This window comes from Roseomonas rosulenta (assembly GCF_016106005.1).
GTDB classification, from domain to species: domain Bacteria; phylum Pseudomonadota; class Alphaproteobacteria; order Acetobacterales; family Acetobacteraceae; genus Neoroseomonas; species Neoroseomonas rosulenta.
Genome location: NZ_JACADR010000308.1, coordinates 1 through 4,902, shown reverse-complemented (window position 1 = coordinate 4,902; position 4,902 = coordinate 1). Strand labels below are relative to the sequence as shown.

4 protein-coding genes are annotated in these 4,902 nt (G+C 72.1%); 3 read left to right on the top strand and 1 reads right to left on the bottom strand.

The genetic code is table 11. The features are described from left to right. Positions 1 to 2 precede the first annotated feature (2 nt). Positions 3 to 914, bottom strand: coding sequence for an alpha/beta hydrolase (locus HW578_RS22855; protein ID WP_198373017.1), 912 nt, complete (start codon positions 912 to 914; stop codon positions 3 to 5). A gap of 266 nt (positions 915 to 1,180) precedes the next feature. On the opposite strand from HW578_RS22855, the gene HW578_RS22850 reads away from it, so the two are divergent. From HW578_RS22850 to HW578_RS22840, 3 genes are all read left to right on the top strand, one after another. Beyond that, complete coding sequence (locus HW578_RS22850; protein WP_198373016.1) at positions 1,181 to 1,420, top strand: zinc-finger domain-containing protein; 240 nt, start codon at positions 1,181 to 1,183, stop codon at positions 1,418 to 1,420. Between the two features lie 43 nt (positions 1,421 to 1,463). Then, positions 1,464 to 4,298 (top strand): DNA polymerase I, encoded by a 2,835-nt coding sequence (gene polA, locus HW578_RS22845; protein WP_198373018.1) that lies wholly within the window; start codon positions 1,464 to 1,466, stop codon positions 4,296 to 4,298. 2 nt (positions 4,299 to 4,300) lie between these two features. Next, positions 4,301 to 4,902 (top strand): MFS transporter (locus HW578_RS22840; RefSeq protein WP_198373015.1); only part of this gene is annotated, 602 nt, incomplete at its 3' end.

The following is a 4,902-nucleotide window of genomic DNA, read 5'->3' as shown; positions in this document are numbered from 1 at the left end:
GCTCACGCCGCGAGCCACGCCCGCGCCGCGGCCTCGGCGCCGGAGGGCAGCGCCGCGCGGCGGTCGGTCGCCCAGGCGGTGATGTCACGCGCAACGCGCTCGCCCTGCGTGTCGCGCAGCAGCATGTGGTAGCCATTGGCGTAGAAGCCGGCGCGCTGATGCGCGGGGTCGGGCAGGGCCGCCAGCAGGCGGCGCGTCGGCCCCGCCGGCACCAGCCGGTCCCGCCCGCCATAGAGCAGCAGCGCCGGGGCGCGGAAGTTCGGCGCAGCCGCCACCGCCGCATCCATCAGGTCGACCAGGCCGGCCAGCGCATCGACCCGGGTGTGGCGGATCAGCAGCGGGTCGCGCGACCAGCGCTGCAGGGCGGTGATATTGTCGGTCGGCTGGAAGCCCGGGGCCGAATTGGCGAAGCCCATCATGGGCACCACCGTGACCAGCACATCCAGCATGCCGCGCGCGAACCAGCCGAGGCTGTCCCGCCCGACCACCGCGGGGGCGAGAAGCACATGGCCATCGACCGGCGGCGGCGCGGCGGACGCACCAGCCACGAGCAGCACGGCGCCCCCCATGCTCTCACCCATCATCACCATAGGCACGCCGGGGTGGCGCGCGCGGACCAGCCGGGCGGCCTGCGTGGCGTCGGCGGCCATCGTCTCGTGCCCGGCCCAGATGCCGCGGTTGGGGGAACCGCCGAAGCCGCGCTGGTCGTAGGCGTAGAGCGCGACGCCCTGGTCCGTGAACCACGGCGCGGCGTCCTCGGCGAAGGCGCGGGCGTGCTCGTTCATGCCGTGCAGGCCGATCACGACCGCGCGAGGCGGGCTGGGCGGCAGCCAGGCATGGACCGGCAGGCGCACGCCATCGGGCATGACCAGGGAGTCGTCCGAGATGCCAGGCGCGGTGACGAGCGGGCCCATCGGCGCGCGGGCCGGGGTGCAGGCGGGCAAGGCGAGCGCAGCCAGCAGGGCGCGCCGCCGCAGCCGCGGCGTTCCATCGGGCCCTTGGGGGGGATGCCGCGTCTGGCGCGCCGGCTCCCCGTCCCCGGCCCCTGCCGGAGGGGCGGAATGATCCATGCGGCGCCAATCTAGCGCGCATTGCGGCCTGGCGGCAGGCATCGCGAGCGCCGAGACTGGCCCGCCCGGCCGGCGGCGACTATGGTGCAGCGCCTGCGGCGAGGACGACGATGCGCGACCCCCTGATGACCGGATACGGCCCGAAATTCGTCGAGGGCCTGACACCCGACCAGCGCGTCGAGGTCCATGCCCGCAAGGTCGCCTGCGACGGCGAGGCGGCCGGCGCGCTCGGCCATCCGCGCATCTGGCTGCACATCGAAGACCGCCCCGAGGGACGCCAGGTCACTTGCCCCTATTGCTCGATCACCTACGTCCTCGCCGATGGCGCGGGCGAGGATCATGGCCACTGACGAGGACCGGGCCCCGGAGGCCGGCAGGCCGCGGGGCACCGCGATGAGCGAGGCCGCCGCCGCGTCCGAGGCGCTGCCCCCAGTCGCCCCCGGTGAGCGCCACCTGATCCTGGTGGACGGGTCGGGCTACATCTTCCGCGCCTATCACGCGCTGCCGCCGATGACGAACCCGCAAGGCGTGCCGGTCAACGCGGTCTACGGCTTCACCACCATGCTCTCGCAGTTCCTGACGCGGCATGCGGGCACGCATATCGCCGTGGTGTTCGATGCGGCGCGCATCAATTTCCGCAACGAGATCTACGCCGACTACAAGGCGCACCGTCCCGACCCGCCCGAGGACCTGGTCCCGCAATTCGACCTGATCCGGGAGGCGACGGATGCGCTCGGCGTCTGCCGCGCGCAGCTCGAGGGCTTCGAGGCGGACGACCTGATCGCCGCCTATGCCAAGGCCTATCTGGCGGAGGGGCCGGGGCAGGTCACCATCGTCTCCTCCGACAAGGACCTGATGCAGCTGGTCCGCCCCGGCGTGCAGCTGCTGGACCCGATCAAGCAGAAGCCGATCCGCGAGCCGGAGGTGCTGGAGAAGTTCGGCGTGACACCCGACAAGGTGGTCGAGGTGCAGGCCCTGGCTGGCGACAGCACCGACAACGTGCCGGGCGTGCCGGGCATCGGCATCAAGACCGCCGCACAGCTCATCAACGAATACGGCGACCTGGAATCGCTGCTGGCGCGGGCGGGCGAGATCAAGCAGCCCAAGCGGCGCGAGGCGCTGGTCGAGAATGCGGAGAAGGCGCGCATCTCACGCCGCCTGGTGCTGCTCGACGAGAACGCGCCTCTGCCCTGCCCGATCGCGGACATGGTCGCGAAACCGCCCGCCGACCACCGGTTGGAAGCCTTCCTGCGCGCCATGGGGTTCCGGTCGTTGCTGGCGCGCATGGGCAAGCTCGGCGAGGGCAATGACCCGCCGCGGCGCAGTGCGGCGCCCGCCGCGCTGAAGCACGCGCCCACGGCCGGGCCGGTCGCGCCCGACCTCGCCCTGCCCTTCGGCCCCTATGACTGCGTAACCACCGAGGCGGCGCTGGCGGGCTGGATCGCCGAGGCCACCGCCGCCGGCGTGGTCGGCCTGGACACCGAGACGGACAGCCTCGATGCCCGTCGCGCGCGGATGGTGGGGTTCTCGCTGGCGGTCGCGCCGGGGCGCGCCTGCTACGTGCCGCTGCGCCACGGCGATGCGACCGACATGCTGGCGCAGCCCGCGCCGGCGCAGGTCGAGGCGGCGCGCGCCTTCGCGCTGCTGCGTCCTCTGCTCGAGGACCCGACCGTGCTGAAGGTGTTCCAGCACGCGAAATACGACCTCGAGGTGCTGGCGCGCGACGAGAACGGCGGGTTCGCCACCATCGCGCCGATCGACGACACCATGATGCTCTCCTACGCCATGGAGGCCGGCAGGCACGGCCATGGCATGGACGAGCTCTCGGTGCTGCACTTCAACCACGCGCCGATCAAGTTCGACGAGGTGACCGGCACGGGCAAGGCGCGCATCCCCTTCTCCCAGGTGCCGCTCGACCGGGCCACCGCCTATGCCGCCGAGGATGCCGACGTCACGCTGCGCCTATGGCTGCTGCTGAAGCCCCGGCTGCGCGAGGAGGGCGCGCTCGCGACCTATGAGCAGGTCGAACGCCGCATGATCGGCGTGCTGCGTGACATGGAGTCCGCCGGCATCAAGGTGGACGGCGCCGAGCTGGCGCGCATCGGCGAGGATTTCGCGCAGCGCCTCGCGGTGCTCGAGAAGCAGATCCACGCGCTGGCGGGGCGCGAGTTCAACGTGGGCTCGCCCAAGCAGCTCGGCGAGATCCTGTTCGACGAGATGAAGCTGTCCGGCGGGCGCAAGGGCAAGACCGGCGCCTATTCGACCGATGCCGCGGTGCTCGAGGAGCTGGCGGCGCAGGGCGTGGAGCTCGCCGCCCGCGTGCTCGACTGGCGGCAGCTCGCCAAGCTGAAGTCGACCTATGTCGAGGGGCTGGCAGCCGAGATCGACGCCGCGGACCGTCGCGTCCACACATCCTATGGCATGGCGGGCACCTCGACCGGGCGGCTGTCGTCGACCGATCCCAACCTGCAGAACATCCCGATCCGCTCCGAGGAAGGCATGCGCATCCGCCGTGCCTTCGTGGCCGAGCCCGGGCATGTGCTGCTGGCGGCCGACTACTCGCAGATCGAACTCCGCCTGCTCGCGCATCTGGCCGAGGTGCCGACGCTGCGCGCCGCCTTTGAGCAGGGCGAGGACATCCACGCCCGCACCGCGGCCGAGATCTTCCACCTGGCGCCGGGCAGCGTGGACAAGGAGGCGCGGCGGCGCGCCAAGATGATCAACTTTGGCATCATCTACGGCATGTCGGCCTTCGGCCTCGCCTCGCGCCTCGGCATCCCGCCGGCGGAGGGGCGCTCCATCATCGACGCCTATTTCGCGCAGTACCCCGGCATCCGGCAGGAGATGGAGCGGCTGAAGGAGGAGGCGCGCACCCACGGCTTCGTGCGCACCCCCTTCGGCCGCAAGCTCTGGATTCCCGACATCGCCACCAAGGACCCGGTGCGGCGCGCGGGTGCGGAGCGCGCGGCCATCAACGCCCCCTTCCAGGGCGGCGCGGCCGAGATTATCAAGCGCGCCATGGTGCGCCTGCCGCGCGCCCTGCGCGACGCCGGCCTCAAGGCGCGCATGCTGCTGCAGGTGCACGACGAACTGGTCTTCGAGGTGCCGCAGGCCGAGGTGGCGGCGACATCCGCCCTGGTGAAGGACATCATGGAATCGGTCGCGACGCTGCGCGTGCCGCTCTCGGTCGAGGTCGGCACCGGGCATTCCTGGGCGGAGGCCCACTGACCATGGCCGCCGGCTGGACACCCGACGAACGCCGCACGCTGTCGCAGATCTGCGCGGCGCATTTCGTCAGCCACGTGCACTACCTGGTGATCCCGCCGCTCTTCCCGTTGCTGCGGGAGAGCCTCAGCGTTTCCTATGTCGAGCTCGGTCTGGCGCTGACGGCCTTCAACGTCGTCTCCTTCTTCACCCAGGCGCCGATGGGCTTCATCGTGGACCGCGCCGGGCCGCGGCGGATGCTGGCGGCGGCGCTCACGCTGGGCGGGCTGTCCTTCATCCTGCTCGGGATGACCGGCAGCTATGCCTGGCTGATCGCGGCATCGGCCATGGCGGGGCTGGCGAACAGCGTCTACCACCCGGCGGACTACGCCATCCTCGGCGCCTCGATCGCCGAGCAGCGGGTCGGGCGGGCCTTCTCGATCCACACCTTCGCGGGCTTCCTGGGCGGGGCAATAGCGCCGGCCTTCGTGCTCGGCATCGCCGCCTGGCTCGGCATGTCGGCGGCGCTGATCGCGGCGGGGCTGCTCGGCCCATTCGCGGCGCTGCCGCTGCTGTTCGGCCGCGCGCCGGCGGCGGCACCCCGCCCCGTCGCGGCCAAGGCGGGGGC